Source organism: Pseudoxanthomonas sp. (assembly GCF_035999195.1).
Lineage (GTDB): Bacteria > Pseudomonadota > Gammaproteobacteria > Xanthomonadales > Xanthomonadaceae > Pseudoxanthomonas_A.
The window spans coordinates 104,244-130,257 of the sequence record NZ_DASYGY010000009.1 but is presented as its reverse complement, the minus strand read 5'-3'; the positions used below and the strand labels follow the sequence as shown (position 1 = coordinate 130,257).

23 protein-coding genes are annotated in these 26,014 nt (G+C 66.8%); 8 read left to right on the top strand and 15 right to left on the bottom strand.

Features of this window, described 5'->3' with window-relative positions; genetic code table 11:
- Window positions 1-133: 133 nt before the first annotated feature.
- From VGN58_RS07915 to VGN58_RS07900, 4 genes are all read left to right on the top strand, one after another.
- Entirely contained in the window at window positions 134-394 is a 261-nt protein-coding gene (locus VGN58_RS07915; protein WP_244966571.1) for a hypothetical protein, read from the top strand.
- Window positions 395-1,111: 717 nt separating this feature from the next.
- Window positions 1,112-1,729: a hypothetical protein gene (locus VGN58_RS07910; protein ID WP_187572560.1), complete on the top strand. Its 618-nt coding sequence runs from the start codon at window positions 1,112-1,114 to the stop codon at window positions 1,727-1,729.
- The gene (locus VGN58_RS07905) at window positions 1,722-3,620 is read left to right on the top strand and encodes a hypothetical protein (protein ID WP_187572559.1); all 1,899 of its coding nucleotides are present in this window, start codon (window positions 1,722-1,724) and stop codon (window positions 3,618-3,620) included. Before VGN58_RS07910 ends, VGN58_RS07905 begins: the two co-directional genes overlap by 8 nt.
- Entirely contained in the window at window positions 3,617-4,573 is a 957-nt protein-coding gene (locus VGN58_RS07900) for a hypothetical protein (protein WP_327482745.1), read from the top strand. The genes VGN58_RS07905 and VGN58_RS07900 overlap by 4 nt, the downstream gene beginning before the upstream one ends.
- Window positions 4,574-6,005: 1,432 nt before the next feature.
- On the opposite strand, the gene VGN58_RS07895 is transcribed toward VGN58_RS07900, so the two are convergent.
- Complete coding sequence (locus VGN58_RS07895; protein WP_327482744.1) at window positions 6,006-7,007, bottom strand: glucokinase; 1,002 nt, start codon at window positions 7,005-7,007, stop codon at window positions 6,006-6,008.
- A 156-nt stretch (window positions 7,008-7,163) separates the two neighbouring features.
- Here VGN58_RS07895 and VGN58_RS07890 point away from each other — a divergent pair, with 156 nt between their 5' ends.
- The 4 genes from VGN58_RS07890 to VGN58_RS07875 all read left to right on the top strand — a co-directional run bounded on the left by VGN58_RS07890 (window position 7,164) and on the right by VGN58_RS07875 (window position 11,758).
- Entirely contained in the window at window positions 7,164-7,571 is a 408-nt protein-coding gene (locus VGN58_RS07890) for a CopL family metal-binding regulatory protein (protein WP_327482743.1), read from the top strand.
- A 118-nt stretch (window positions 7,572-7,689) separates the two neighbouring features.
- Complete coding sequence (locus VGN58_RS07885; protein ID WP_327482742.1) at window positions 7,690-9,492, top strand: copper resistance system multicopper oxidase; 1,803 nt, start codon at window positions 7,690-7,692, stop codon at window positions 9,490-9,492.
- Window positions 9,489-10,400, top strand: a complete 912-nt coding sequence (locus VGN58_RS07880; RefSeq protein WP_327482741.1) for a copper resistance protein B — start codon at window positions 9,489-9,491, stop codon at window positions 10,398-10,400. Before VGN58_RS07885 ends, VGN58_RS07880 begins: the two co-directional genes overlap by 4 nt.
- Window positions 10,401-10,519: 119 nt before the next feature.
- Window positions 10,520-11,758, top strand: coding sequence for a serine hydrolase domain-containing protein (locus VGN58_RS07875; RefSeq protein WP_327482740.1), 1,239 nt, complete (start codon window positions 10,520-10,522; stop codon window positions 11,756-11,758).
- A 3-nt stretch (window positions 11,759-11,761) separates the two neighbouring features.
- On the opposite strand, the gene VGN58_RS07870 is transcribed toward VGN58_RS07875, so the two are convergent.
- From VGN58_RS07870 to VGN58_RS07805, 14 genes are read right to left on the bottom strand one after another with little or no spacing between them, the layout of a single operon-like run.
- Window positions 11,762-12,997 (bottom strand): beta-ketoacyl-ACP synthase, encoded by a 1,236-nt coding sequence (locus VGN58_RS07870; protein ID WP_327482739.1) that lies wholly within the window; start codon window positions 12,995-12,997, stop codon window positions 11,762-11,764.
- The gene (fabG, locus tag VGN58_RS07865; protein ID WP_327482738.1) at window positions 12,994-13,728 is read right to left on the bottom strand and encodes a 3-oxoacyl-ACP reductase FabG; all 735 of its coding nucleotides are present in this window, start codon (window positions 13,726-13,728) and stop codon (window positions 12,994-12,996) included. The genes VGN58_RS07870 and fabG overlap by 4 nt, the downstream gene beginning before the upstream one ends.
- Window positions 13,725-14,180, bottom strand: a complete 456-nt coding sequence (locus VGN58_RS07860) for a hotdog family protein (RefSeq protein WP_327482737.1) — start codon at window positions 14,178-14,180, stop codon at window positions 13,725-13,727. Before VGN58_RS07860 ends, fabG begins: the two co-directional genes overlap by 4 nt.
- Window positions 14,180-15,370 carry a beta-ketoacyl-ACP synthase gene (locus VGN58_RS07855; protein ID WP_327482736.1) on the bottom strand — a complete coding sequence of 397 codons (1,191 nt, stop codon included), beginning with the start codon at window positions 15,368-15,370 and terminating at the stop codon, window positions 14,180-14,182. The genes VGN58_RS07860 and VGN58_RS07855 overlap by 1 nt, the downstream gene beginning before the upstream one ends.
- Window positions 15,367-15,915 carry a DUF3261 domain-containing protein gene (locus tag VGN58_RS07850; RefSeq protein WP_327482735.1) on the bottom strand — a complete coding sequence of 183 codons (549 nt, stop codon included), beginning with the start codon at window positions 15,913-15,915 and terminating at the stop codon, window positions 15,367-15,369. The genes VGN58_RS07855 and VGN58_RS07850 overlap by 4 nt, the downstream gene beginning before the upstream one ends.
- A complete protein-coding gene (locus VGN58_RS07845) occupies window positions 15,903-17,135 on the bottom strand; it encodes an NAD(P)/FAD-dependent oxidoreductase (protein ID WP_327482734.1) in 1,233 nt (410 codons plus the stop codon). Before VGN58_RS07845 ends, VGN58_RS07850 begins: the two co-directional genes overlap by 13 nt.
- On the bottom strand, window positions 17,132-19,498 hold the full coding sequence (locus VGN58_RS07840; protein WP_327482733.1) for a hypothetical protein: 2,367 nt from the start codon (window positions 19,496-19,498) through the stop codon (window positions 17,132-17,134). The genes VGN58_RS07845 and VGN58_RS07840 overlap by 4 nt, the downstream gene beginning before the upstream one ends.
- On the bottom strand, window positions 19,491-20,120 hold the full coding sequence (locus VGN58_RS07835; RefSeq protein WP_327482732.1) for an outer membrane lipoprotein carrier protein LolA: 630 nt from the start codon (window positions 20,118-20,120) through the stop codon (window positions 19,491-19,493). Before VGN58_RS07835 ends, VGN58_RS07840 begins: the two co-directional genes overlap by 8 nt.
- The gene (locus tag VGN58_RS07830; RefSeq protein WP_327484603.1) at window positions 20,117-20,548 is read right to left on the bottom strand and encodes a thioesterase family protein; all 432 of its coding nucleotides are present in this window, start codon (window positions 20,546-20,548) and stop codon (window positions 20,117-20,119) included. The genes VGN58_RS07835 and VGN58_RS07830 overlap by 4 nt, the downstream gene beginning before the upstream one ends.
- The gene (locus VGN58_RS07825; RefSeq protein WP_327482731.1) at window positions 20,538-22,079 is read right to left on the bottom strand and encodes an aromatic amino acid ammonia-lyase; all 1,542 of its coding nucleotides are present in this window, start codon (window positions 22,077-22,079) and stop codon (window positions 20,538-20,540) included. The genes VGN58_RS07830 and VGN58_RS07825 overlap by 11 nt, the downstream gene beginning before the upstream one ends.
- Entirely contained in the window at window positions 22,072-23,016 is a 945-nt protein-coding gene (locus tag VGN58_RS07820; protein WP_327482730.1) for an acyltransferase, read from the bottom strand. The genes VGN58_RS07825 and VGN58_RS07820 overlap by 8 nt, the downstream gene beginning before the upstream one ends.
- On the bottom strand, window positions 23,013-23,789 hold the full coding sequence (locus VGN58_RS07815) for a glycosyltransferase family 2 protein (RefSeq protein ID WP_327482729.1): 777 nt from the start codon (window positions 23,787-23,789) through the stop codon (window positions 23,013-23,015). Before VGN58_RS07815 ends, VGN58_RS07820 begins: the two co-directional genes overlap by 4 nt.
- The gene (locus VGN58_RS07810; protein WP_327482728.1) at window positions 23,779-25,464 is read right to left on the bottom strand and encodes an AMP-binding protein; all 1,686 of its coding nucleotides are present in this window, start codon (window positions 25,462-25,464) and stop codon (window positions 23,779-23,781) included. The genes VGN58_RS07815 and VGN58_RS07810 overlap by 11 nt, the downstream gene beginning before the upstream one ends.
- Complete coding sequence (locus VGN58_RS07805; RefSeq protein WP_327482727.1) at window positions 25,457-25,969, bottom strand: hypothetical protein; 513 nt, start codon at window positions 25,967-25,969, stop codon at window positions 25,457-25,459. Before VGN58_RS07805 ends, VGN58_RS07810 begins: the two co-directional genes overlap by 8 nt.
- Window positions 25,970-26,014: the final 45 nt, after the last annotated feature.

Sequence of the window (26,014 nt, the reverse complement as noted above, 5' to 3'; positions counted from 1 at the left end):
GACACCGCTAGAGTAAACCCTTTACTCCTACCTTCCCACGGAGCAACGCGCTAGCGTTGTCATGACATAGACCCGAAGGAGCATGTGTGTGGCGGAGCCTGCTGCATCTCCACTGGGACCAACACCTGAGGCGTTGGAAGACCTGCTGACGCGCGATCTGCTCCGTACCTATGGGCCCTTGATCGGCCAGGAGGAGCTTTGGCGGGCTCTCGGATACAGCTCGCTGGACGCTTTTCGCCAGGCGCAATTGCGTGGCACCGTGCCTGTGCGTGTGTTTGCCGTGGAAAACCGGCGCGGCAAGTTCGCTTTGGCCCAAGACGTCGCCAATTGGCTGGCGCACCAGTATCGCCGTTCTGGCGGCGACCGTCTTTTCACTTTTAGCTCAACCCAGTAAGTGCATCCGGGAGCTATGCCGCACTCCCGCTTCCGCGATAGGTGACAGTGCCGACCTCACGCAGGCACCTCAAGAGTATTTCAGACCAGCGGCCTAAGCCAGAAATGTTGACGCCCGGTGGCGACCGGGCGTCTTTAGAGCAGCGAACAGCACGAACGCGCTGATCCTACTCCCATTTCGCCACTTGGTACACCTCTTCCTATCTGGAAGTTCGGGTGCGGGAGAGAACTGCTTGGAGTAGCGCCATGAGCCCTATCCGTTCAAAGGTCGAGCCCCGGTATCTGGTGTTTTCCAGATTTGAGCCGCGTCCCTATCACTTGCCCGAAATGTATGTGCACCGGGTGGAAGTGATCCACGACGATACCTCGCCCCGTCCCCAGCTTGGCCGACGTCAGTACGAAGGCTACGCGGTCTATGACGTGGCCCGAAACCGTCTGGTTCGATTGTTTGTCTACCAAGAGCCAGAGCACGTGCTGACTGAGTGGCGACTGCCATTGCCCGATACCGTCATGGACGTTCCGGTCCTCTCGACACAGGTCCGCCCAACCCTTGGACTATTCACGACCGGAGCTCAGTCTTCCTCACGTGCATCTACCGAAGGTGGGGAAGCACGTGACTAGCCCCCTGAACCCCGAATCGCGTGCGTATTATGCAGAGGATCCGCACCCACCCCTAACTTCTCGCGCTCTTACCCCCCGTGAAGAGCGCAAGAACGACGTGTATTACTACCTGTCACCCAAGCACAAGATGCGGGTCGTTTCCGTCGTAGAACCCTGCCGACTTGCACTCGCGCTGGAGTATGAGTTCGATCCCGATGTGGTGAGCTACGTCGAGCGACCACGGTTCCTTTCAGTCGAGGATCGTCAGATCGAGTTGTGCTTCTGGGTCAGTCGGAGAAGCGGCGCCGAGAGTTTTTCCATCTTTCGCCGCCAGTCCAAGCCCAGCATTCAGGCTGTACGAGCCGAAGAACGTGTATGCAGCAGGCTCCTGGAAGCGGCCCGAACCGCCGGGTTGACACTGGCCATCCGCAAGCCCCAGTCGCTGATCTTGGCCAGGGTCGCAAATGCCACGCGCTTGGAATTGCTGCCTTACGTACAAGCGGCCGATGCCTTGGCAGGTCTCACCGTATTCACCGATGCCGTCCTTGAGCATATGCGGACCCATCCCTTCAGTTCCTTCCATGCCATTGAAAGAACCCTGTGCGGCCCGTTTGACTGGCGTGACGTGCGCAGCGCGACGTGCTGGCTCATCCATCGCGGCCTTCTCCATCTCGATGTGAACCAGCGCCTCATGGTCTCCACACGGGTGTCCTTGCCGGAGGCAGCCCATGCATGAGCTGAACCTCTTGGAGATTGGACAGTGGGATCAGTTTGAGCCCAGCGAATTGCTGCCTGATCAAAAGAATGCCTTCGACGCTCGGCGCAAAGCTGTACGCGCCGTCGCGGCGGGATCGTCCATGACGTCGGCGGCCAAACAGTATGGCGTCCACGTAAAGACGCTGGCAGCGACCATAGAGAAGGCCCGCACGATCGCACCAGACCGCAAGCCTTGGGGCTGGCGCGCCTGCATTCCCCATCGCGTCAGGCATACCAACACCGCCGAAGCCGATGAGTACCCAGCCTTTGCCGCCCCTGGTGCGTTCAAGGCTTTTCTGAAGAAGGCTACTGCCTTCCAGGAACTGCTGACCGACTACTCCGGTCCGCTTCCAGGCCGCAATGCTCCCAGCAGGAGGTTCGAATCCTTCTTCAAGAACCTGTGCAAGTGGATACGGGACAACGTGCCTAAAGATCGCTATCCCGCCAACGACAAGACCTACGCGCGTCGCAGCATTCTCGCATTCTTGCATGTGCAGCGCGAAGGACAACCGTTCATCGATGAGGACTTTGAGGTCGAGGATGCAAATGCAGCGGGCCAACTGGGCGAGGTGTTTGCCCTGCAGCTCACCGACTGGGCACAGTACGACGGACATGCTTTGGACTGCCCGTTCTATATTGAAGGTGAGGATGGCAACGGCCAGCCCTTTCTGCAGCAGATCCTCCGGTCCTGGCTGATCGTCGGCTACTTTGCGCTGTTGCGCTTGTGCTCGAGCTGGACGCTGTCCTTCGGCCTCAATTATAGCGGCACTGACTTCAATGTGACGTGCGCTAACAGTCTTCGGCAATGGGCGCCACGCGACCTGGTTGCGCCGACGATGGTTTACGTGCCTGGCAGTGGCATTGGCACGGCACCGGCGATCGGCGTCGTGGCGATGCCATCAATAACCAGCGCAGACAACGCAATGGCGCATCGGCTGGACGTCAATCGCCAACGTATGGCGAGCCAGCTGCTGGGAGTCATCCACTTCGGTCGCGCTCACGTTCCGGAGACGCGCGGTCACTTGGAAGCGTGGAACAAGAGAATCGAAGAGACTGTCATAAGGGAAATTCCCGGAGCCTATCGCCCCGCGGGTGAGAACAGCGATACGGCCACCAACACAAACACGTCCGATCCTCAGGTCTACCCCGCCGATACCACTGCGCTTGAGGATCTGATGGATGTCACGATCAGCGGCGCAAACGCTACGGAACTGGATGCGCTACAGAATCGCTCCCCCATCCAGGTGCTTCAAACATTTGTGGGAACGGGTGGCTGGGTGTTCGCCGCGCGTGACCATGCGGAGCGTGCCAACATGCTGTCCACTCTGCAATGCTCGGTCAAGATCTCGGGATCTAAGAAGCGCAAGCGACAACCCTACGTGAGATTCCGACATGCGCGATACCGCTCCATCTCTTTGCGGGGCCGTTGGGATCTAGTGGGAAAGAAGTACTCTGCAACGGTCGACATCCTCGATGCTAGGTTTATCAACCTGTATGACGAAAAGGGGGAGTTGTTTGTTGTCCTTCGAGCCCTGCGGCCATGGAGCCGCACGCCGCATAGTTTAGGACTTCGAAAAACGATCCACCGTCTGTCGCGCGCGGGCAGGCTTGAGATCAAGGGCGCCGCCTGCGCCGTCTATGCACTGAAGCACTACTTACGTGAAAAGTTCTCGGAAAGTCGAGAGGCCGCCACCCTGATGGCAAAACACCGTACGGAGCTGGCTGCCGCAGGTTCATTTCCCTCTCCTACCCAGCTGGTCACAGAACCCGCTTCCAGTACTGCTTCCGCCAAACCAGCCTCCCGTCTGGTCGACGTGTACGTCCCGCTCACGGGACGGGTGAATCTTGGCAAGAAGGCAAGTCCGCCATGACCACCTTCTTCGATCATGAGGGGCGTCCCATCATCCCGACGGCTGCAATGGAGGATCAGCTCACGCAGGTTGCATCAGCCATAGAGGCGGAATACCACGGGATGGGGTTGCATTCTTTCACCCGCTTTGGAAAGAGCACGCTTGCAGAGTTTATATGCGTCTACCACGCCTGGCAGAGAGTGGCTTACGTGGCCAAACATCTCGATCTGCGAGCGGTTGGAAGCGGTGAGGGCGCCGTATTCGACTGGTTCCTAACGCAGATCGGAGTAAGAACTGTTGCTCGACAGGGTAGTGATCAGAAGCTCGAAAGAATTGTGAGCAATGTCCAGATGCAGCTCCAGCCCACAGGAGCACGTCGCTTCATGCCGATATTCGACGACGCCAACCTACTGGAGGCTGATGCTTTCAACCACATCTGCACGATCGACAAAGCTCTTTACAAGAACGGAGTTTCATTTTTCGGAATATTCCTCTTTCAGGACGGCCATACCTCTGGAAAGAAAGAAGGCATCAACACACTCATGGTTCCGCCGCAGATTCGAAGTCGCTATCTGACACGCTACCACCGCATGCACGGAATTCGTGGCCCAGACGACCTCTATGTATTTCTACAGCGATTCGAGGACGAAGTAGAGCATGCAGCGGGAGCCGGTGTTTCTTTACCAAGGCACCTCGCCCCGCGAATCTATGAGGGCGAGTTCCGCATGTGTAATGAGAGCGCTCGGATATGGGAAGAGGGCTGCATCCAGAGAGTGGCTGCTCGTCGATCGCAGTTTGATGATTGGCCCATGAAGGCAACCAGCTTGATCGCATACTTCCTTTCGACTCGAGTGATCTGCTCCCCTGGCTTTTCTGGACTTACTCCTGAGCACATCGGCGCGGCCGTTCGCTTCTCGGATCTGGCCCTGTACAACGCCGAATCAGGCGAGGTGGTTTTCAGTGAAGACCTCTGATTGCAGCAGCCTACCTACCATTGGTCACCGCGATGTCTGTGATCTCGCTGGCATCTCCTCTTTTGGATTTGTCGTCCAGAACCTACGGATCAACTACTTCGTCCCATCGGACGCCTTCGCCACAATGGGCGTGCGCCTGACTTATAGCGAAGACTGGAGCCAGCGCTTATGCCGATCACGGAAACTGATTGATTCGCTACTAAAGGCGGTGCCATCTGCATCGGCGTTGCGTCCTTCGTGGAATGTTGAACAGTGGCAGGCATTCGGTAATGCGCATATCCACTGGCGCACAACATTGACTGTATGTCTCGAATGCCTTCAGACCGGATATCACTCGCTGCTGTTTCAAATGCCTTGGGTCAATCGCTGTCCCTGGCATGATGTCCCACTGACATCACGCTGCCCTACCTGCGCTGCGCCCCTCTGGAAGAGCATTCGGCCCGACGTATCGCCTCTAGTGTGCGTGTGCGGAATGGATTTTGTGGATGACCGGCAACTGCTCCAGGAACCTGCGAAGCTGATAAATGCCAGAACCAGGCACGTGGGGCGGTATCTGAAGTGGGCCCGCGAAAGCCGTATCCAGCGAGACGTATTCGGATTGGAGCAGGACTTGCCCCTCTGGGAGGATGCGGCGATGGGGCTTTTCAAGACCAAGCTCCCCTGGCGCCACCCCTCACCGACAGCAACGGATGTCCTGACCAGACGGTCGACCGTTCAACATCAAGCTAAGAGAACCGAGAATGCTGAACGGGCTAATCTCTTACGGATAGCAAGTGACACAGGTAGAGCCAAGGATCTCTTCCTGGAGCTACCCCTTTCCTTCGAACTGCCCATGAAGCGGGTGTCGCGCTGTGTGGCTTCCAAGTTTCCGGCCGGCAGCTTCTCCGAGCGCGAGCGAATCTGCTTGGGGATCGATGGCACATCCGAGTATGAGGAGTGGCAGCCCCGCCCCTCTGTAATTCTGGTGAGGGCATATAGTGTTAAGGACAGGCTCTATTTTGACGGGCGCATCCTTTCTCGGCCCGTCCAAGCCATTCTCCGGCAGATCTGCCTGACGATGGCCCAACACGCGGACTGTGATCGCCTCGACGACTACATGCGTGCCTACGGACGAGTATTGTTCCGAGGATACGCGACCGCGGCCTATCACACCTTGGCCAAAATCGAGTCCCCCCATACGCCACCGGGAGTGGCCTGGAAGCCGGTCGTCTTCGTTCGCAGAAGGTGGCAGCGAAGCCGATTGGACTTCCTCTGGTTTGGAGACCAGCCTACTGGTTAGAAAGGCAGACACTCTACAGCCCGAAAAATCTCTGCGATGGGCACCAAAGCGGTAAGAATGTCTACATTGGTCCCGAGAAGTCCCACATTGCTTGCAATGGTCATTGCAAGCCCAGTCGCTCTGGTGCGCCGAGGCGTACCAAGAAACAGTTACTTAGCGGCTACCAGTTTCTCTGCGATGAACAACCGCCCCCAGCAGTCCCAACTGCCCATGTTCCACCCGCCACACCGGCACCCGTTCCAGTTGCTCGGTCATCACGCCCTTGTTGAGGTAGCGCTGCAGGAACCGGCCGTCGTGCAGGAACTCCGGAATATGCGCCGTCACGCCGCCGGCCAGGTACACGACCCGCGCACCGAAGATGATGGCCAGATCACCGACGACACTGCCCAGCCAGCCGCAGAACGTCTCCAGCGTCTCGCGTGCCAGCGGATCCAACGCGGCCGCGGCCACCAGCGCGCCCGCGTCCGCGTGCACCGGCGTCGCATCGCGCAGCTCGCATAGGCACCGGTAGAGATTCATCAGGCCCGGGCCGGACAGCACGTGCTCGTTGTGCAGATACGGACGGTCTTTCAGCAGGCGCCGCACGATGTCCAGTTCCAGCGCATTGCCGGCGGCCAGCGATGCCTGGCCGACTTCCGTCGGCAGCACGCGTGGCGGCTGGCCCTCGATCCAGACCGCCGCGCCCAGCCCGGTGCCCGGGCCGATCACCAGCGCCGGTGACGACGCACCCGAGACGGTCGACGGCGTCAGCGGCGACAAGGTGTCCGGCGCCAGCGTGGGCACGGCATTGGCGACGGCCTCGAAATCGTTGATCAGCTGCACCCAGGCCAGACCCGCACCGGCGCGCGTCTGTTCCACCGACACCGCCCATGGCAGGTTGGAATTGATCAGCCGGTCGCCCTCCAGCACGCCCGCGATGGCCACGACCGCGCCATGGGACGGCGTGCCGGCGGCGTAGTCGCGGAGGATCGAGGCGAGGTCGGGATGCTCGGCGCAGGCGTAGCGGCGGTAATCGTGGATCTCGTTGCTGCCGCCGGCGTCGATCCAGCCCAGCCGCGCATAGGTACCGCCCACGTCGGCGACGATGATGCGGTGAGGGATCGGAGACTGCCGGGAGGGATCGGTGGAAACGCCCGCGGGCCTGTTGCTCGTCATTACCGTGCCCGCCATGCCATTGCCGCGTTGTCCGAAGTCCTCTGAAGCCCGGCAAGGATATCGTGTCCCGGTGGGCCTGGGCAGCGTGCGCCGCCAGCTCACGCTTGCTGAACCCCTCCGCCACGGTAGGCGCTCCCGCTGGCGTATCATGCGCGCATGCCCCGCTTCGCCACCCTGCTCCGTGCCCTGCTCTGCCTTGCACTGCTGCTCAATGGCACGGCGTACGCGCATGCCGCCACGCGCATGGCGATGGGCGACATGGCGGCAACGGCCCAGGCCGACGACGGCGTTCCGCCCTGCCATGAAGGCGTGCAGATGGACATGACGGTGGATGTCGAAGACGCATCCCCGTCCGCCCACCACGACGACGATGCCGGTCTGCCCGAGTGCTGCAAGGCCGGCAACTGCGACGGTTTCTGTGCCCAGCATGCACCGGCGGTGACCTGGCTGGCGCCATTGGACCCATCGCGCTATCCCGCGGCGGACGCCCCGACCTACCACGCCGACGCGCACGCCTCCGTGCGCCTGCCCCACCGTTTGCGACCTCCCATCCTGGCCGCCTGAAGCCGCTTCTGCGGCCCTCCGCCAGCCCGGTGCCGAACATCGCGCACGGGTGCCACGACCACGACGGACGCCACCGCGACAGCGGCTGGCCGTGCCGACGATGCACAGGATGATGTGAATGAAATACGACGACTCCACACCCGGACGCCTGGGTGCGTTCCGGCCCACGCGTCGCCAGTTCGTCACCGGTCTCGCTACCGGTGGCGCCGCCCTGGGGTTGGGCCTGGCGCGCGCGCCGGCCTCCGCCGGTACGCCGGCCCGACGCGGCGGCGCGGCCCTGGTGACCGGCACCGAGTTCGCGCTGGATATCGGCGCGATGCCGGTCGACATCACCGGCCGCACGCGACCGGCGATCACCGTCAACGACAGCCTGCCCGCGCCGACGCTGCGCTGGCGCGAAGGCGACACGGTCACCGTCCGCGTCCGCAACCGGCTGCGCGACATGACCTCGATCCACTGGCACGGCATCCTGCTGCCGTCGAACATGGACGGCGTGCCGGGGCTGAGCTTCAACGGGATCGCGCCGGGCGAAACGTTCCAGTATCGGTTCCAACTGAAGCAGTCCGGCACCTACTGGTACCACAGCCACTCGCTGTTCCAGGAACAGGCCGGGCTGTACGGCGCGCTGATCGTCGATCCGCGCGAGCCGGCCCCGTACCACTACGATCGCGAGCACGTCGTGCTGCTGTCCGACTGGACCGACCTGGATCCGGCCGCCCTGTACCGGCGCACGAAGAAGATGCCGGAGCACGACAACTACTACCAGCGCACGCTGGTGGACTTCGTGCGCGACGCGCGCCGCGACGGGCTGGCGGAGACGATCGCCGACCGCGGCATGTGGGGCCGCATGCGGATGACGCCCACCGACATCTCCGACATCAACGCGCACACCTACACCTACCTGGTGAACGGCGCCGCGCCGGCGGGCAACTGGACCGGCCTGTTCAAGCCGGGCGAAAAGGTGCTGCTGCGCTTCATCAACGGCAGCGCGATGAGCTATTTCGACGTGCGCATCCCCGGCCTGAAGATGACCGTGGTGGCCGCCGATGGCCAGTACATCCATCCGGTCAGCGTGGACGAGTTCCGCATCGCGGTGGCGGAGACCTTCGATGTGCTCGTCGAACCGATGGGCCAGGACGCTTTCACGATCTTCGCGCAGGACATGGGCCGCACCGGCTATGCGCGCGGCACGCTGGCCGTCCGCGATGGACTGGCAGCGCCGATCCCGTCGCGCGACCCGCGTCCGCTGCTGACGATGGCCGACATGGCCCACGATATGGGCGGCCATGGCGCGCACAAGGGCATGGAAGGGGGCTGCGGCGCGATGATGGGCGAAGGCGGCTGCGGCGCGAACATGGGCGCCATGGACCACGGTGCGCACGGCGCGACATCGAACGCACCGAACCATCCCGCCAGCGAAGCCGGCAATCCGCTGGTCGACATGCAGTCCTCCGCCAGCGAACCGAAACTCGACGATCCCGGCATCGGCCTGCGCGACAACGGGCGCCAGGTGCTGACGTATGGCGCCATGCACAGCCTGTTCGAGGATCCCGACGGTCGCGAACCGGGCCGCACCGTCGAACTGCACCTGACCGGGCACATGGAGAAGTTCGCCTGGTCGTTCGACGGCATTCCGTTCGCCAGCGCCGAGCCGTTGAGACTGAAGTACGGCGAGCGCATGCGCATGGTGCTGGTCAACGACACGATGATGCAGCACCCGATCCACCTGCACGGCGTATGGAGCGACCTAGAGGACGCCGACGGCGGCTTCCACCTGCGCAAGCACACCATCGACATGCCACCGGGCACGCGACGCAGCTACCGCGTACGCGCCGATGCGCTGGGGCGATGGGCATTCCATTGCCACCTGCTGTACCACATGGAAGCCGGGATGATGCGGGAAGTGAGGATCGAGGCATGAAGACCCACTCCCCTGCCCCGCTCGGTCTGGTCGCCGCGATCGCATTGACACTGGGTTTCGCCGTGCCCGCCTCGGCACAGCATCACGACCATGCGCATCATCGCGCCACGACCGATGCGCCGACGCAGGACGCGCACGCGCATCACGACCACGCCGCGATGTCGCAGGCAGAACCGGCGACTGCATCCACGGCACCGCGCGAGCCGATTCCGGCCATCACGCCCGAGGATCTGGCGGCCGCGTTTCCCGACATCGACCACCACGCCATGCAGCATGCGCCGGCGTTCAACCACAAGGTGACTTTCAATCGGCTGGAAGCCTGGGACGCCGATGAAGGCACCGGCCAGGCCTGGGAAGGCAGTGCGTGGTTCGGCACCGATACCGACCGCCTGTGGCTGCGCAGCGAGGGCGAACGCATGGGCGGGCATACCGAAAGCGCCGACCTGGAGGTGCTGTATGGCCGCAGCGTGTCGCCGTGGTGGGAGGTGATGGCGGGCATCCGGCATGACTTCAAGCCCGGCAACGCGCGCACGTGGGCCGCGTTCGGCGTGCAGGGCATGGCACCGTACCGGTTCGAGGTGTCGGCGACCGCGTATGTCAGCGATGATGGCCAGGTCGCCGCCAACGTCGAAGCCGAGTACACGCTGCGCATCACCAACCGCCTGATCCTGCAGCCGCTGGTGGAAGTGGACATCGCGGCCGACGACGATCCGGACTACGGCATCGGGCGCGGCGTGACGGGCATCGAGGCCGGCCTGCGCCTGCGGTACGAGATCAGCCGCCGCTTCGCCCCGTATGTCGGGGTGGTGCACGAGCGCGCGCTCGGCGACACCGCCGATCTGCGTCGCCTGGAGGGCGAGTCGGTGCGCGATACCCGTGTGGTGGCGGGCGTCAGGCTCTGGTTCTGAGGGAGGCGTGATGCGCCGGGAGCCCGCAGGGCGATGGCGAGGAGGATTGACTGGACCAGGGCCGGTTCCGGCGCATGCATGCCCTCGGGTAGCATGCGAACGGGATCAAGGAGGAAAGGATGCCGCGTCGCCCGATCGTCCTGCTGCTCGCCCTTTCCCTCGCGGCCGGCGGGTGCGCGAATCTTTCGGGGATCGCAACGGAGGACGGCCCACCGTCCGACTTCGATGTCTCGCGGCCTTACGACCCGCTGGCGGATGCACGGAGGCTGGCGCAGCCGCTGGTGGAACGGGGGCGCACGCCCGGGGTGATCGTGGGCATCCACACCGCCGACGGCCGCCGGCGTTATTTCAGCGACGGGGTGATGTCCCGGAGCACCCCGGCGGCGCCACAGCCCGATACCGTCGCCGCCGTCGGGTCGATCACCAAGGGCTGGGTAGGCGCCCTCGTCGAACTGATGGTGGAGAACGGTGAGCTGGACTGGAACAGCACGCTGCGCGAGATGCTGCCGCCGCAGACTGTTCTCAGCGACGACGCGGCTTCGATCACGCTCAGGCAGTTGGCCACGCATACGTCCGGACTGCCGAGGCAACCCGCCACGCTCGAGACCCTGCGCCTGTTCACCGGCTATCTCTTCACCGGCGAGGATTTCTATCGCCGGCTGGATGCCGGACGTGCGCTCGACTACCTGGAGGAGTGGGAAAAGCCCAAGGCGGACCAGGATGGATCGCGCTACTCGAATCTCGGCTACGGCCTGCTCTGCCATGTGCTGGAGCTCAGGACCGGGCAGACCATCGACGCCCTGCTCCAGGACCGGTTGCTCGCACCGCTGGGCATGAGCAACACCTCGTTCGGCGCGACCAGCGTCGACGAAGGGACTCGGATGAGCGGACATGCCGGCGACCAGCCGAAGTTCATCAGGCGCGGCAAGGAGGTGGCGGACTGGACCATGAACCCGTTCATGCAGGGCGTGGGCGGTGGCTACTCCACCACCGAAGACCTGCTCCGCTATGCCGCCGCACACCTGCCGCTGTCCGGTACTGAGTTGGATCTCTCGGCGACGCTCGACCCGGCCGGACCCAGCGTCGCCTGGCACGCCGATCCGTTGAAGGAGCCGGGCGTCTTCTATCAGTTCGGCGTCAATTCCGGGCACAGCGCGTTCGTGGGCATCGACGTCTGCCGCGGGATCGCCGTGGTGGTGTTGCAGAACAGCTTCAATTGGAACGACGAGGTCGGAAGGAAACTGATGCGTCGCATCGCGATGGCGGAGGATGCCCGTCGCGCGCCCGACCCGACCGGTTGCCGGTCGCGCGAATCTCTCGACACGACGGGACAGGCATCGCGCCCTGCCCGGCAGTGACGCTCACCAGCGCCTGAAGATCAGCGACGTGTTGATGCCGCCGAAGGCGAAGTTGTTGTTCATCACGTAATCGGTCTGCAGCTCGCGGCCCTCGCCGGTGATGTAGTCGAGGTCGGCGCAGCGCGGGTCGCGTTCTTCCAGGTTCAGCGTGGGCGCGAACCAGCCCTCGCGCATCATCTGCAGCGCGATCCACGATTCGTACGCACCGCAGGCGCCCAGCGTGTGGCCGACATAGCTCTTCAGCGAACTGATCGGCATGCGGTTGCCGAACACCGCCGCGGTCGCCGCCGTCTCGGCGATGTCGCCATGGTCGGTGGCGGTGCCGTGCGCGTTGACGTAGCCGATCGCGTCCGGCGACAGGCCTGCATCTTCCAGCGCCAGCCGCATGGCCTGCGCCATCGTGCCGGCGCTGGGCTGGGTGACGTGCTGGCCGTCGCTGTTGGTGCCGTAGCCGACGATCTCGGCCAGGATGGTGGCGCCGCGCGCCTGTGCGTGTTCCAGGTCTTCCAGCACCAGCGTACAGGCGCCCTCGCCCAGCACCAGGCCGTCGCGGTTGGCATCGAACGGACGCGGCGTCAGCTCGGGCTGGTGGTTGCGCACGCTGGTGGCGAACAAAGTGTCGAACACCGCCGCGGCGGTGGCGTCCAGCTGTTCGGCGCCACCGGCAATCATCGCCACCTGCTTGCCGCTGCGCACGGCTTCGTACGCGCAACCGACGCCCTGGCTACCCGAGGTGCAGGCGCTGGAGGTGGTGTACACACGCCCGGTCAGGCCGAAGAAGACGCCGATGTTCACCGGCGCGGTGTGGCTCATCATCTTCAGGTAGGTGGTGGCGTTGATGCCCTCGGTCGTGTGCTCGTTGAGCATGCGGCCGAAGTCGCCGACCGCTTCATGGCTGCCGGCGGAGGAGCCGTAGGACACGCCCACCCGGCCGCTCTTCAGCAGCGGATCGCCCAGCAGTCCCGCCTGCTCCAGCGCCAGCTCGGTGGCGCGCACGGACATAAGCGCCACGCGCCCCATGCTGCGCGTGGTCTTGCGGTTGTAGTGCGCCGGCAGCTCGAACGCCTCGGCCGGCGCGGCCAGCCGGGTATTCAGGCCCTCGTACTTGGCCCAGTCGTCCATGTGGCGCACCGCGTTGCGGCACTCGCGCAGGCGCAGGTGCACGCTGGGCCAGTCGTGGCCGAGGGGGCTGATGGTGCCGGCGCCGGTGACCACCACGCGTCGATCGTTGCGACTCATCCGACCAGGCCTCCGTTGACCGAGATCACCTGGCGGGTGACGTACGACGCCTGCGGCGACATCAGGAAGGCCACCACGGCGGCGACTTCCTCGGGCCGGCCGACGCGTTTCATCGGGATCATCTTCAGCGCTTCATCGACGACCTCGCCACTGACCATCTCGGTATCGATCAGGCCCGGCGCCACGCAGTTGACGGTGATGTCGCGGCTGGCCAGTTCCAGCGCCAGCGCCTTGGTCGCGCCGATGATGCCGGCCTTGGCCGCGCTGTAGTTCACCTGCCCGCGATTGCCGACCAGACCGGACACCGACGACAGCGTGACGATGCGCCCCGGCTTGCGCCGCCGCACCATCGGCATGACCAGCGGATGGAGGATGTTGTAGAAGCCGTCGAGGTTGGTGCGCAGCACGTCGTCCCAGTCCTCGCCGCTCATCGCCGGGAAGGCGGTGTCGCGCGCGATGCCGGCGTTGCAGACGATGCCGTGGTAGGTGCCGTGTTCGCCGATGTCGGCCTCCAGCGCCTGCGCGGCGGCGGCACGATCGGCCACGTCGAACGCCAGCACGCGCGCCTGCCGGCCCGACTCGCGGATCTGCGCGGCGACGCCTTCCGCCTCGTCGAGGCGGCTGCGGCAATGCACGACCACGTCGAAGCCGTCCTGCGCCAGCCGCAGCGCGATGGCCCGCCCTATCCCCCGGCTCCCCCCGGTGACCAGGACCGTCTGTTCTTCACTCATTCCTGCGTACTCTCCAGATAGGCCATCGCATCGGCGGGCTCGTACACCGACACGTTGGCGGTCGCCAGTTCCTCGCCCTCCCCCAGGATGCGGCAGCGGAACATGCCCAGGCCATTGTCGCCCATCAACTCGCGGATCGCCTCCACGCGCAGCACGCTGCCGGCACGGAACCACGACACGCGGCTGTCGTAGCGGCGCGTACCGAGCAGGAACCCGACCGACGGCGCGCGTCCGGCCGCCCGTGCACGGCACCCCGACCAGGCGGCGATGCTCTGTGCCATGTATTCCACGCCGACCCAGGCCGGCACGCCGTCGGCATGGCAGAAAGGTCCTTCGTCGGGCACCCGCAGCTCGACGGCCACGCTGTCCTCGTCCCAGGCGAGCAGCCGGTCGACCAGAAGCATCGTGCCGCGATGCGGTACCACGCGTTCGATGTCGTACAGCTCGCGCATCAGGCTCCTCCGAACACCAGCACGGCGTTGCTGCCACCGAAGGCGAACGACTGGCTCAGCACGTGGCGCAGTGGGCGGTGCGCGGTAGCGCCGGGCGCGACGAACGCCAGCGGCGGCAGGTCCGGATCCACCGCGCCATCCCACCAGTGCGGCGGCAGCAGGTGGGTGGGATTGTCGGTCATCGCCAGCCAGCACAAGCCCGCTTCGATCGCACCCGCCGCGCCCAGGGTGTGCCCGGTCAACGGCTTGGTGGCGCTTGCCGGCACCTCGCTGCCGAGCGCCGCAGACACCGCGCGGCTTTCCATCGCATCGTTCTGCGGCGTGGCCGTGCCATGCAGGTTGATGTAGTCGATCTGCGACGGCGCCAGCTTCGCCCGCGCCAGCGCCTGGCCGATGGCGTCGATGGCGCCGATGCCCTGCGGTTCGGGTGCGGAGATGTGGTGGGCGTCGGCGGTCTCGCCCCAGCCGAGCAGGCGCACCGGCCCCGGCGCGCGCGTCATCAGGAACAGCGCCGCGCCCTCGCCGATGTTGATGCCGTGCCGGTGCGCGGAGAACGGATTGCAGCGCTCGACGGACACCGATTCCAGCGCCATGAAGCCACGCACGGTGAAGGCGCACAGCGAGTCCGCGCCACCGGTGATGACGGCATCGACCAGTCCGCTTCGCAGCAGGCGGGCGGCGGAGGCCATCGCCTTCGCGCTGGAGGAACAGGCCGTGGAAATCGTCCACGCCGGGCCACGGGCGCCGGATTCGGCCGCTAGGAATCGCGACGGCGAGCCGATTTCCTGCTGGACGTAATGGAACCCGTCCGGCCACTGCCCATGACGATGCCAGTGCGTCATCGCCTGCTCGGCCTCGCCGATGCCGGACGTGCTGGTGCCCACCACCACGGCGACACGCGACGGCCCATGGCGCTCGATCGCCTGCTGCACCTGCTCGTGGATCTGCAGATACGCCGCACGCAGCAGCGCGTTGTTGCGGCCATGCAGTCGGACGGGATGATGGTCGAGCGACGGCAGCGGACCGGCGACCGCACCCAGTGCCAGCGTCTGTCCGGGCAACAGGCGGTCGTTGGGCGCCACGCCCTGCGGCGCATCGGCGCGGAACATCGCCGCGCGCACCTCGTCGACGCCGTCGCCGAGCGCGCAGACGATGCCGAGCCGGTTGAGGAAGATGGCATCGCCGCTCATGGCTGCTGCGCTCCGCCCGCGACCGATTCGATCGTCAGTTCATAGCCGTCGGCGTCATTGCGGATGCGCAGCGTGCCGGCATCCACCTGTTCGCGCTGCAACCAGACCCGGCCGTTGTGGCGCAACTCGCGCAGCGTGCCACGCTCGGTCAGCTCCCACCCGGCGGGCAGGACCGGCCTGATCGCATCGGCGGGCCACAGGCTGAACTGCAGGTCGTCGAGCACGCGCTCGCCGCGCACGGCGGCAGGCAGCCACGCGGCGCGCGCTTCGACCAGGTCCGTTCCGTCCCACTGCAGGCGAACGCCGGTGCGGCCCATCGCCTGTACCGCCAGCCGCACCTCGGTGGCGTCGATCTCGAGCAGCGCGTCCAGCTCACGCACCTGCGTGCCGAAATGGAATACCAGACGCTGCTGCGCAGACAGGGTGTGTCCCAGCGCTGCCGGCGCCAGTCGCAGCGACGGCAGGGCCACGGTGGGGCCTGTGGACCGCGTGGCGCACGCGGACAGCAGCAGGCAGGTCATCAGCAGCACGATCAACCGGTGCACAGTTGCTCCAGCACCTGCAGGCGGCGCTGCGTGTCGGCGACGTACGGATTCGTGCTGTCCCACGCGTAGCCGGCAAGGATGGCGCAGATCATGCGGCGGATGTTCGGCGGCGGATCGGGATGGAAGATGATCTTCTGGAAGCCGCCGGCGTACCACGATTCGACGAACCGCCGGAAGGTCTGCACGCCGCCACGCAACGGCACGGCGAAGTCGGCTTCCCAGTCCACCGTCTCGCCTGCGTACCGGCGACGCAGGCACTCGCTGGCCAGCTGCGCGGACTTGAACGCGATGGTGACGCCGGAGGAGAACACCGGATCGAGGAATTCGCCCGCATTGCCCAGCAGCGCATAGCCCGGACCCCACAGCGACGACACGTTGGCCGAGTAGCCGGTGATCTGGCGCACCGGCAGCACGGCCCACTCCGCGTTTTTCAGCAGGCGCGTGAGGTTGGGGTCCTCGCCGACGATGGCCTGCAGGCGTTCCAGTTCGGTGCCGCTGTAGCGGTCGAGGAAGGCCTGCTCCGCCACCACGCCCAGCGAGCAGCAGCCATTGGAGAACGGAATGGTCCAGTACCAGACATCCACGTGCTCGGGATGCGTGGTGATCAGGATCTTGTTGCGGTCGAAGCCGGCGTCGTGCGGAATGTGGTCGCGCACGTGGGTGAAGATGGCGCCACGCACCGGGAAGTTCGACGGCGACTCCAGCTTCAGCAGGCGCGGCAGCAGGCGACCGAAACCGCTGGCATCGAGCATGAAATCCGCTTCGATGACGTACTCCTCGCCTTCCGGCGAACGTACCGTCACGCGCGGCGTCTCGCCCGGTTCGGCGGACAGCACCTCGTGCCGGTAACGGACCTCGGCGCCCATCCGTTCGGCGCCCTTCGCCAATACATGGTCGAAGTCGGCGCGTTGCACCTGGTAGGTCGTGCCCCACCCCTCGGAGAACTTGTCGCGGAAATCGAATTCGGTGGTGCGCTCGCCGCGCACGAACGCGGCGCCGTTCTTGTACTGGAAGCCGGCTTCCACCACGTCCTGCAGCAGGCCGGCCGCCTGGATGTATTCCATGCTCTGCGGCAGCAGGCTTTCGCCGATGGAGAAGCGCGGGAACTGCTCGCGCTCGACCACCAGCACCTTGCGGCCCTGCTGGCGCAGCATCGCCGCCGCGACCGAACCGGCCGGGCCTGCGCCGATGATCAGGATGTCGGTGCGTTCCGTCTTCATGCGGGAGAGTGTCCATCCGAGGGGAGTTCGTCCGGACCGGGCCGGAACAGGGGCGACAGCAGCCAGACCAGGCCGATGCCGAACAGAAGGGTCAGGCCGAACGCACGCAGCGCCGGGGTCGCCGACAGGCCCAGCAGGCCGAACGAGAGCCAGGTGCTGGCGGCGCCGACGCAGACCGCCAGCCACGCGCTGGGATCGCCGCGATGCTCGACCAGGAAGATGCCGTAGTCGATGCCCATGCCCAGCAGCAGCATGAGCGCCAGCACGTTGAACAACTGCAGCGGCTGGCCCAGCCAGCCCAGCAACGCCACCGTCAGCACACCGGCCAGGAGGGTCGGCGCGATCACCCGCCACGCCTGACCGCGATAACGCAGAGCCAGCACCACGAACACCACCACCACGCCCGCCAGCAGCAGCCACGACATCATGTGCCGGTAGTGCCCGAGCAGGCGTGACATGTCGGCGGTGCGATCGACCCAGCGCACGCCGTCCAGCCCGTCGGCCTGCCTGGCGAACGTGGCCAGCGCCTCCGGCTGCGAGCGGTCGTTGACCAGCACCACCGAGGCCACGCCCTGCCCCACCTCGCCCAGCCACAGATGACGCACGGGCAACGAGGCCGGCGACGCCAGGAAGGTTTCGATACCGAGGGCGTCGGTAGCCAGATCGCCGCGCTCGAGGCTCTCGCCCGTCACCGCCGACAGCCGCGCCAGCACCTCCCGTTCGACGCGCGACGTCAGTGCCGCGTCCTCGTCCTGCCTGCGCTGCGATGGCAGCCAGTCGCTCAGCGCCCGGTGCCCGCCGACGGCACCGCCGGCCTCGGCCTGGCGCAGTCGTGCGACCAGTTGTTCCTCGCGCTGCAGCACCTGTTCCGCATCGCGGCCCTGCACCAGGAAGAACTGCGCCGGACTGGGCAGTCCGAGCAGACGGCCGGCCTCGCGCTGCTGTTCGATCAGTTCCGGCGGCGAAGACTGCAGGCCGCGCAGGTCGTCGTTGCCCTGCACGCGCAGCAAGCCCGGAACAGCCACGACTAGCACCACGACGGCAGCCACCAGCGCGCCGCGACGGCGCGACACGCGCGGCCAGCGCGCCAGCGTGCCGCCCAGCCAGCGCGAGAAGCGGGTCGCGCGCACCTGCCCGCCATCCAGCCACGGGAACAGGAAGATCACCGTCAGGAACGCCGAGGCCAGGCCGACGACGGAAAACAGCGCCATCTGCCGCAGGCCGGGGAACGGCGCCAGTCCCAGCGCCAGGTAGGCAAGCGCGCTGGTCAGCAGCGCCAGCCACAGGCCCGGCAGCAGATGGCGCAACAGCGACCATCGCCGTTCGCTGGCCACGCCCTGCCGTGATGCGAACCAATGGATACCGTAGTCCTCCGCCACGCCCACCAGGCTGGCGCCGAAGATCAACGTCAGCAGGTGGATCTTGCCGAACACCAGCACCGTCACGCTCAGCGCCACCGCGCAGCCGACCAGCAGCGACAGCGCCACCAGCAACAGCGGACGCAGCGAACGGAACGCCAGCCAGACCAGCAGCAGCACCGCCGCCAGCGAGCCCCAGCCGATCGTGTTGACCTCGCGGCTGGCCTGTACGGCGGCCGATTCCGCATGCAGCGGCACGCCGGCCTTCAGTACGCGCAGATCCGGCGTCACCGCGCCGGCTGCGGCGGTCGCCGCATCCAGTGCGTCCCGCAGATGGCGCTCGCCATCCAGACGAAACGCCGAGGTCCGCAACGTGTACTGGAGCACGGCCCAGTGGCGGCCTTCTGCCTGCAGCAGGCCGTCGCCATCCAGCGCCACGCCGGACACCACGGCCTGCGCCTGCCACCATTGCGGCCACAGTCCGAGCGGATCGCTGCGCCAGTCGGTGAGCCGGGGTGCGCCCATCGGGCCATACAGCGCGGCCAGGGCCGACTCGGCCAGCGCATCGGCCGGTGTGCGCAGGAGCATGTCGCGCTGCGCCGGCGTCAGCAGGCGGTCGCGATACGGCGCCAGCGTGTCGCGCGCCTGGACGAACCAGTCCTCCGGCGATCCGGCCGTCGCCAGCATGGCCTGCGCGGCGGGACCGGAGAGCGCGGCCTCGAAGGCTTCGCGCGCCTTCAGCGTGGCTTGGGCATCCTCTGCGCCGAGCAGGACCACGATATCGCGCGCACTGTTCCCGGCGATGCGCCGGGTCGCATCGGCGACCGCGGGATCGCCCGCTTCTTCCGGCAGCAAGGCCAGCACATCGGTGTCGATGCGCGGCGCCTGCCAGAACCGCACGTGGTGCCACACCACGGCGGACAGCACCAGCAGCCACGCCAGCGCGAGCCAACGCCAGCCACGCAGTGGCCGGCCGGGTGCGGCGGGGAGCGCGGACTCACTCAAGCCGGGCCGCCTCGTCACGCGACAGCGTGGCCGGCGCCTCGCTCATGCCGCTGAAACGCAGTCGGGTGAGATCGCCGTTGGCCTCCCGCAGCTCGACCTCGCGCACGTAACGGTCACCCGACAGGCGCACCGACGTGAACGCCTGCGCCAGCTGGCGCGAGCGCGGCACCAGCGTCATCGCCCAGCCGGTCGTCGCCGGCTCGCTTTTCACGTCGAACGCCGAGGTCAATGCCTTCATGTCGCCGCTCATCAGGGCGAACATCATCGCGTTGACGCTGCGCAGTCCGGGCTGCTGTTTGCCGTCCACTTCCACGCGACGGCTGCCGTCGCGCTGGCGGCTGAGGATGCGGTCGCGCGTGATGACGAGTTCGGACGGAAACGGTGCGGTCGTGGTCCAGACCACGCCCTTGTCGCGCGCGAGCAGGAAACGGCCACTCGAGCGCAGCGGATTCCTGAAGCCGGCGACCTGCTTTTCCTGGGCAAAGTCGCCGCGCAACACCGGCACCTGCGCCACCTGGTCGCGCACCTGCAGCAGCGGATCGGCCGCGATGGCCATCGGCACGGCGCCAGCCGCCACCAAGACCAGCACGAACGCGAACAGACCTGCACGGGCCCTCTTCATGGCGCCTGGACTCCCAGCCGTTCCCACAGCACAGGCGGGCACTGATAGCGCATCTCGCCTGAAGCGGCGTCGACCGCCACCTGGATCGTGTGCGCACGCGTCAGCACCTCGTCGCTGGCGGCGTCGCGGATCCGGTAGTCCAGTTTCAGCCGGTTCTCCCACTCGCTGATGCGGGCGGCCACCACCAGCGGCTGCGCGTACCGCAGCGGCCGGATGTACTTCACCCGGGCATCGACGACCGGCCACAGATAACCGGAGGCCTGCATCTGCGGATAGTCGTAGTCGAAGCGCTGCAGCAACGCGCAACGGGCGATCTCCAGGTACTTGAAGTAGTGCCCGTGCCACACCACCTGCATGGCATCGCAATCGTGGAACGCCGGACTGAGCCGGATCTCGATCGCCAGGTCGTCGCGCAGGTCAGTCGGCATAGACATCCCAGCGTTCGTCGCGGATGTCGACCAGCAGCTGCCGCAGCTCGCCGTCCAGCGCACGGTCCTCCTCCACCAGCGCGATGCGCGCCTGCAGGTCGGCGTACATCGTCGCCGGCCCCTCACCGAGGGTGGACTGCAGGCCGACACGCTCGCGCAGCGCCAGCGCCTGGCGCGCGGCGATCAGCATGCCGGCCACGACCTGTTCGGTCAGTTCGATCACGCGCAGGCAGTCGCGTGCGGCAATCGTGCCCATGCTGACCTTGTCCTGGTTGTGGCATTCGGTGGACCGCGAGAACACCGACGCCGGCATCGTCAGCTTCAAGGCTTCGGCGGTCCACGCCGACACGCTGATCTGCAGTGCCTTCAAGCCGTGATTGATCGCCGCACGCGGGCCGGTGGCGCCCGACAGGTTGGCCGGCAGGCCATGGTTGTAGCGCGCGTCCACGATCAGGGCGAGCTGGCGGTCCAGCAGGTCGGCGACATTGGCGACGGTGTTCTTCAGCGAATCCATCGCGAACGCGATGTGGCCCCCGTAGAAATGGCCGCCGTGCAGGATCTGCTCGCGTTCCGGATCGATCAGCGGATTGTCGTTGGCGCTGTTGAGTTCGGTCTCGATCAGCTGGCGCAGGAACGGCAGCGCGTCTTCCAGCACGCCGATCACGTGCGGCGCGCAGCGCAGCGAGTAGCGGTCCTGCAGGCGCTGCTCGTTGCGCGGCGGACGGTCGCTGTGCAGGTCCTCGCGCAGCCGCTGCGCCACCCGCGACTGTCCGGGATGCGGCTTGGCGGCGAACAGCACCGCATCGAAGTGGTGCGCGTTGCCGTCGCTGGCCAGCACGTTGAACGCGGTCAGCCGGGTGGCCAGCCGCGACAGGTACGCCGCACGGTGGAAGGCCAGGCACGCCAGCGCGGTCATGACGGCGGTCCCGTTCATGATCGCCAGCCCTTCCTTCGGACGCAGCGTCAGTGGCGTCATGCCTATCTCGGCCAGCACTTCGCGTGCGGGCCGCTGGCGGCCCTCGTGCAGCACTTCGCGTTCGCCGCACAGCACCGCCGCCACGTAGGACAACGGCGTCAGGTCGCCGCTCGCGCCGACGGAGCCTTCGGCGGGAATCAGGGGCAGCACGTCGTGCCGCAGCAGCGTGGCCAGTCCTTCCAGCAATGGCAGACTGACGCCCGACATGCCGCGTACCAGCGAGGCCAGCCGCGCGGCGAGCACGGCACGCGTTTCGGCCGGGTCCAGGAAGCGGCCCAGTCCGCAGCCGTGGTAGGTGTACAGGTGGTGCGGCAGTTCCGCGACCAGCGCGGGCGGAATGTTGACCGTGCAGGAGTCGCCATAGCCGGTGGTGACGCCGTAGATCACGCCCTCCTCTTCCAGCAACCGGCTGAGGAAATCCGCACCCTTGGCGATCCGCGCGCGGAACGCCGGGTGCGTCGACAGCACCGCGGGTACCTGCCGTCGCGCCAGCGCCACCACGTCCTCGATGCTTAGCGGTGCATCGCCGAAGACGGGCGCCGCGGGGTCATTCATTGCGGGCGTCATGCGTTACCTGATCCCAGAAAGGGTAGAAGTTGAACCAGTCGTACGGGGAGCGGCGGACCTGCTGTTCCATCCATGCCGAGAACTGCGCAGCGTAGCCGGCCAGGGCCGCATCGCGCGAGCCGCGCGGCAGTTCGATGCGCTCGGCGAAGGTGTCGAACTGCACGGCATAGCCGTCGCCCTCGTGCAGGCAGGCCATGACGAACACCGGACAGCGCAGTGCCGCGCCCAGCACGTAGGCCCCGATCGGGAAGCGCGCCTCATGACCGAGAAAGGGGGCGCTGACGCTGCGGCCACCGCGCAGCGGGACGCGGTCGCCGGCGATGGCGACGAACTCCCCGCGCGCCACGCGCTCGGCGAGCTTCACCGCGTCGGCCGGCCCCAGGTCGGTGACCTGCAGCAGTTCGACCCGCGTGGTCTCGTCCAGCTGGCGCATCATCCGGTTGAAGCGCTCGGCGTGCGCCGTATGCACCAGTGCGGTCAGGCGCATGCCCGGCACCTGCTCGGCCATCACCTGGCACAGCTCAAGGCAGCCCAGGTGGCCGGTCACGATCAATCCGCCCTGCCCCGAGCGTACCCGCGCCAGCACGCCGTTGCGTTCCATCCGGACCTTGTCGACCGGATAGCGCTGGCCCAGGGCGAGGATCTTGTCGAGCATCGTTTCGGCGAACATCGCGAAATGGTGCAGGCTCTGCCCCATGCCGGGACGCCGCGCCGGCACGCCCAGATGAGCGTGCGCGCGACGCAGGTACTGCAGCGATGCGCGCCGCGCAGTGCCGTTGAGCAGCCAGTGCGCCAGCACCACCGGATACACGCAGGCGCGGAACGGCCAACGCCCCAGCCAGCGATGCACCGCGCACAGCAGCAGGATGCCGCGCACCGAGGTGGACTCGCCGAGGTCGGCCCAGTGCTGGCTGCGGGCGCTCATGCCGACGCCACCGGTCGACGCGCGAGCAGGCGCGGCAGCCGCCGCAGCATGCCGAAGAACAGGCGCGTGTGCATGCGGGTGATCCGCACGTTGTCGCGCCACAGGTCGAAGTGCGACACGCCGTCGAGCGGATAGGTCACGCGCGTGGGCAGGTTGCGCACCGCCAGGCCGCGCCAGAACAACCTGACCAGCACCTCGGAATCGAAATCCATGCGCCGCCCGAGGGTCTCCTCATCCATCAGGCGCAGCACCGGCGGCAGCGGATACACGCGAAAGCCGCACATCGAATCGCGGATGGCGAACGACAGCGTGTTGATCCACACCCACACGTGGGTCAGGTAGCGACCGTACAGCCGCCCCTTCGGCACACTGTCGTCGTACAGCGGCACGCCGCAGATCACGTCGTCCGGATGCGCACGGGCTTCGGCAAGGAAACGCGGGATGTCGGCCGGATCGTGCTGTCCGTCCGCGTCGATCTGCAGCGCGTGGGTATGGCCGTGCGCGGCGGCGTCGCGGAAACCGGCCAGCACCGCCCCGCCCTTGCCCTGGTTCACCGGCAGCCGCAGCAGGCGCACCTGCGGCGCGTGCAGGGCCGCAAGCCGGTCCAGTTCGCGCGCACAGGCCTCGCCCGAGCCGTCGTCCACCAGCAGGCACGGCATGCCGGTGGCGACCACGCCGGCCACCATCGTGGCGATGGCGTGCTCATGGTCGAACACCGGGATCACCACCAGCGGATGGAACGCGGCGGACGACGGCACGGATTCACTGCTCATCGGCAAACATTACCCGGCCGCTCGCATGCGGACCGTGCACGGAGGTGTAGCGGAACACCAGGGTGCTGCGGTCGGCCAGCCATTCGATCTCCAGCCAAATCACGTCGCCCGGCCGCGCCACGCGCTGGAACTTCAGCGCCTCCATGCGCAGGAAGCGCGGCGGCATGGCGAACACCTCCCGCGCCAGGTGCACCGCCCAGTCCAGCTGTGCGACGCCGGGCAGCACGGCGGCCTGGGTGAAGTGGCCATCGAACACCGCCAGGGAGGGGTCCAGCCGAAGCTCGGCCTGCGCCCGCGCGGCCTCGCGCAGCGTCCAGTTCGCCTCCGGACGCTCCGGCCGGAACAGCGCGGTCAACGCGGTTTCGGTCACCTTGCCCTGCGTATTCGACGGCAGCGCCACCACGAACCGCCAGCGACGGGGCCGCGTCACGGCGTCCTGGGTGTCGGCGAGATGCCGCGACAGCGCCTGCGACAACGCACGACGCGCGGCGGCATCGTCCGGGACCGGCACGCCGTCCGCCATCGCGACGACGGCGGCCAGGGCACTGCGCGCGCCGCCCAGCAACAGAACCCGGGCTTCCCTCACCGCGGGATGCGACTGGAGCCGGCGCTCGAGCGCGTCCAGCGAGACGCGACGCTCTTCCACTTTCACGATGCGGTCGGCACGCCCGAGCAGCCGGAACCCGCCATCGCCGTCCGCCTCGGCGCGATCCTGGCCGCGCCACCACGCCGCATCGGCCAGGTGCGGCGAACGCACTTCCAGCACACCGTCGTGCACGCGCCAGTCGACGCCGGGCAACGGGGTCCATGCCGGCTGCTCGCCATCCCAGCGGCGCCAGGCGATACCGCCGGTTTCACTGCTGCCAAGGATCTCGGTGGGCGGAACGCCAAGCAGGCGCGCGGTGTCGTGCGCCGCGTCCGCGGGCAGCGCACCGCCGGACGAGAACACGGCACGCAACCGCCCGTGCAGCGATGTCCACGGCAACTGCGCCGGCAAGCGCTTCAGGTGGGCCGGACTCGCGACCAGCACCGCATCCTGGCCCTCCATCGCGGCCAGCAGGTCTTCCGGGAAGAAGGCGCGCGGCACGATGGCGCGCCCGGCCGCCAGCGGCCACAGCACGCGGAACAGCAGGCCGTAGATGTGCTGGTGCGAGACGGTGCCGTGCACGGCCACCCCATCGAGGCCAGCACCCAGGGCGGTTTCCAGCGCATGCACTTCGGCATCCAGCTGGCGCAGCCGCTTCTCGATGGCCACCGGCTCGCCCGTGCTGCCCGAGGTGAAGACGATCAGCCGCGTGGCATCCGGGTCGAGCGGATCCAGGGTGGCTGCGGTTTCCGCCGCGTCGTCCGGCGACGGCATATCGCTTTCGGCCCAGTCGCCCGCGAAGCCATCCACATGCGTCCGCAGGCGCATCCGTGTGCCGCTCAGCGCATCGCCCGGCAGCACCACGGTCTTGCCCGCGTGCCATGCGCCGTACAGCGCCGCGGCGAACCGCGCGGCGTCGTCGAAATGGAGCGCCCAGACCTCGCCGGCACGCGCACGGAACGCCGCCCGCCAGCGCAGCATGTCGCGATGGAACGCCGCATGGTCCGCCGTGGCCGCCCCCGCAGACACGAACGCGCGACCGGGCACGGCGCGCACCGCGACGTCAGCGAGTGCGCGCCACTCAGCCATGCCGGTGCCCCGCCTTCACGTGCTGGCGCACCAGCCACTCGCCGCCGAACAACAGGCCAATCAGCCCATAGGCGATCAGGCCGTTGTAGAGCGCCCAGGCGCGGTCCGACATCCACAGCGCCGTGACCAGCGCCAGCGCACCGTTGAACACGAAAAACCCGCACCAGACCTGGGTCACCCGGCGCGTGTAGGCGACGCCGGCCGGCGGCAGGTCCGGCTCCGCGATCCGGGCGATGCGTTCGATCGCCGAGGGCGGAAACACCAGGCTGGTCGCGAACACCGCCAGCATCACCGCGTTGATCAGGGCCGGATAGAGCTTCAGCGGCAACGCTTCGTTGAAGACGGTGGCCAGCAGCGCCAGCAGCGCGGCACCGGCGGCCGCGACCAGCCACACCGGCTGGCGGGTGGCGACGGCACGCAGCAGGCCCAGCGCGAACAGCAGCAGCGCCAGCCAGCGCGGCTCGAAGCGTCCCATCGCCCAGTACACCACAAGCGGGTAGGCCAACGACAACGCCACGAAGATGGCCGCGCCTATCCGGGACACAGGGGC

Bases quoted from the DNA above. Each gene is read 5' to 3' on its own strand.
- VGN58_RS07905 (WP_187572559.1), top strand. From the start codon at position 1,722: ATGCATGAGCTGAACCTCTTGGAGATTGGACAGTGGGATCAGTTTGAG.
- VGN58_RS07900 (WP_327482745.1), top strand. From the start codon at position 3,617: ATGACCACCTTCTTCGATCATGAGGGGCGTCCCATCATCCCGACGGCT.
- VGN58_RS07895 (WP_327482744.1), bottom strand. From the start codon at position 7,007: ATGACGAGCAACAGGCCCGCGGGCGTTTCCACCGATCCCTCCCGGCAG.
- VGN58_RS07890 (WP_327482743.1), top strand. From the start codon at position 7,164: ATGCCCCGCTTCGCCACCCTGCTCCGTGCCCTGCTCTGCCTTGCACTG.
- VGN58_RS07885 (WP_327482742.1), top strand. From the start codon at position 7,690: ATGAAATACGACGACTCCACACCCGGACGCCTGGGTGCGTTCCGGCCC.
- VGN58_RS07880 (WP_327482741.1), top strand. From the start codon at position 9,489: ATGAAGACCCACTCCCCTGCCCCGCTCGGTCTGGTCGCCGCGATCGCA.
- VGN58_RS07875 (WP_327482740.1), top strand. From the start codon at position 10,520: ATGCCGCGTCGCCCGATCGTCCTGCTGCTCGCCCTTTCCCTCGCGGCC.
- VGN58_RS07870 (WP_327482739.1), bottom strand. From the start codon at position 12,997: ATGAGTCGCAACGATCGACGCGTGGTGGTCACCGGCGCCGGCACCATC.
- fabG (WP_327482738.1), bottom strand. From the start codon at position 13,728: ATGAGTGAAGAACAGACGGTCCTGGTCACCGGGGGGAGCCGGGGGATA.
- VGN58_RS07860 (WP_327482737.1), bottom strand. From the start codon at position 14,180: ATGCGCGAGCTGTACGACATCGAACGCGTGGTACCGCATCGCGGCACG.
- VGN58_RS07855 (WP_327482736.1), bottom strand. From the start codon at position 15,370: ATGAGCGGCGATGCCATCTTCCTCAACCGGCTCGGCATCGTCTGCGCG.
- VGN58_RS07845 (WP_327482734.1), bottom strand. From the start codon at position 17,135: ATGAAGACGGAACGCACCGACATCCTGATCATCGGCGCAGGCCCGGCC.
- VGN58_RS07835 (WP_327482732.1), bottom strand. From the start codon at position 20,120: ATGAAGAGGGCCCGTGCAGGTCTGTTCGCGTTCGTGCTGGTCTTGGTG.
- VGN58_RS07830 (WP_327484603.1), bottom strand. From the start codon at position 20,548: ATGCCGACTGACCTGCGCGACGACCTGGCGATCGAGATCCGGCTCAGT.
- VGN58_RS07825 (WP_327482731.1), bottom strand. From the start codon at position 22,079: ATGAATGACCCCGCGGCGCCCGTCTTCGGCGATGCACCGCTAAGCATC.
- VGN58_RS07820 (WP_327482730.1), bottom strand. From the start codon at position 23,016: ATGAGCGCCCGCAGCCAGCACTGGGCCGACCTCGGCGAGTCCACCTCG.
- VGN58_RS07815 (WP_327482729.1), bottom strand. From the start codon at position 23,789: ATGAGCAGTGAATCCGTGCCGTCGTCCGCCGCGTTCCATCCGCTGGTG.
- VGN58_RS07810 (WP_327482728.1), bottom strand. From the start codon at position 25,464: ATGGCTGAGTGGCGCGCACTCGCTGACGTCGCGGTGCGCGCCGTGCCC.